We start from the raw sequence: 1,604 nt of genomic DNA, 5'->3' as shown, positions 1-1,604 counted from the left end.
CAGCTAAACAGCAGCGAACACCCCATATTATTGCCTTACTCATCGCCCTGGCAGGCTGGGGACTCTCATGGCCGCTGAACAGCAGCCAATGGACAGAAAAAACCGGCGATATCTCCTTCAGTGCGATACAGGGCAATATCCCCCAAAGCCTGAAGTGGGACCCTGACTATATTCACGCCACCATCAGCACTTACATAGGCCTGAGTGCAGACCAATGGCAGCAGGCACTGCTCATCTGGCCAGAAAATGCCATTCCACTGTTTTATCACCGTGCCCGGGGCTTGATGGCCGAGCTGGACAGACTGGCTCGTCAGAATAACAGCACTTTGATTCTTGGCATGCCAGTGGACGATAATGCGGGCAGCGAAACCCGTTACTTCAACAGTATTCTGTCTCTGGGCGAGGGCTATTTACCCGCAGCAGGTCCTGGCCGCTACGACAAGCAGAAGCTGGTGCCATTTGGTGAGTATGTTCCCATGGAGTCTGTGCTGCGCGGGTTGATTGATTTTTTTAACCTGCCCATGTCTGAGTTCTCCCCCGGAAGCCCGGAACAAACCTTACTCAAGGCAGGCGAGGTAACCATTGCCCCTTATATCTGTTATGAGGTGGTCTACCCGGACTTTGTCGCACAAATGGCACAAGAGAGCGGGCTGCTGATTACCACCAGTAACGATACCTGGTTTGGCAAATCCATTGGCCCTGTCCAACATTTCCAGATCGCCCGGATGCGAGCCCTGGAAACCGGACGCTTCATGATCCGGACCACCAATGATGGCATCACCGCCCTGATTGATGAAAAAGGACGTGTAGTAACATCGATTCCGCGCTTTGCCCCTGGCGTATTGTCAGCAACCGCAGAGATTCGCCAGGGTCAGACGCCATTTATGATGTATGGCTCCTGGCCGGTGTTACTATTAAGCTTTCTTTTGATTTTACTGCCACTTGTTTTTAACGAAACTCGCGGAATTCTCCACCCATAGCGCGAAGCGTGTGGAGTGTAGCCCTGCTATTACTCATCATTTCGCCTTGCGTGGCCGCCCGGGATAACTTGCTCGATATCATAATTCGAAGTCGGAATTTGTCCAACATAACAGTCAGGTGAAGAAAATGATTAGTGGAAATATCCCCTCAACCGTTCAAAGACCCCAAACTGAAAATCTCGAAGAAGACAAATGTTCCATCTGTTTGGATGCCTTCGGCGATTATGAAAATGCGATTACCACCAGGGCATGTAAACACACCTTTCATATTGACTGCATTGAAAACAGTCTGAAATTTGAGAAACGACTGCATAACAGAGCCATCTGCCCGGTTTGCAGAGGTGATTTGTCAGGTGTGGCAACCGCACTCGGAATTACATCCACTCCCGAGCAAAATAATGATACAGGACTTTTGCAGGGGGTAATTGTCTTCGACAGGCTTCCCGACGCCAGGCTTCCCTCTCGTGATGGGGTTATTATGGTTTGGGACTTTACTTCCAACTGAAGAACTCAGATTGTTGGATGGCCTGGTTATTCACGGTCACACCGGAGGTTTTAATCGGTTGAAAGGGAAACCCTATAAAGCAATGGCACTGACTTAAGAGTGAAAGCCTTGCCATACGC

The 1,604-nt window shown here is 50.1% G+C and carries 2 protein-coding genes; both read left to right on the top strand.

Annotated features, from left to right (window positions below):
- A partial coding sequence (gene lnt, locus KDK14_RS21185) for an apolipoprotein N-acyltransferase (protein WP_257267249.1) occupies positions 1 to 980 on the top strand: 980 nt, incomplete at its 5' end.
- A 127-nt stretch (positions 981 to 1,107) separates the two neighbouring features.
- Entirely contained in the window at positions 1,108 to 1,485 is a 378-nt protein-coding gene (locus tag KDK14_RS21180; protein WP_257267251.1) for an RING finger domain-containing protein, read from the top strand.
- Positions 1,486 to 1,604: the final 119 nt, after the last annotated feature.

Origin of the sequence: Endozoicomonas sp. ONNA2, assembly GCF_024606365.1 — a bacterium.
In the GTDB taxonomy this organism is placed as follows: domain Bacteria; phylum Pseudomonadota; class Gammaproteobacteria; order Pseudomonadales; family Endozoicomonadaceae; genus Endozoicomonas.
The sequence above is the reverse complement of the archived record's forward strand: the minus strand, read 5'-3'. Positions and strand labels throughout refer to the sequence as shown.

What these genes read in the sequence shown, in the direction of transcription:
- KDK14_RS21180 (WP_257267251.1), top strand. Translation starts at nt 1,108, where the DNA reads ATGATTAGTGGAAATATCCCCTCAACCGTTCAAAGACCCCAAACTGAA.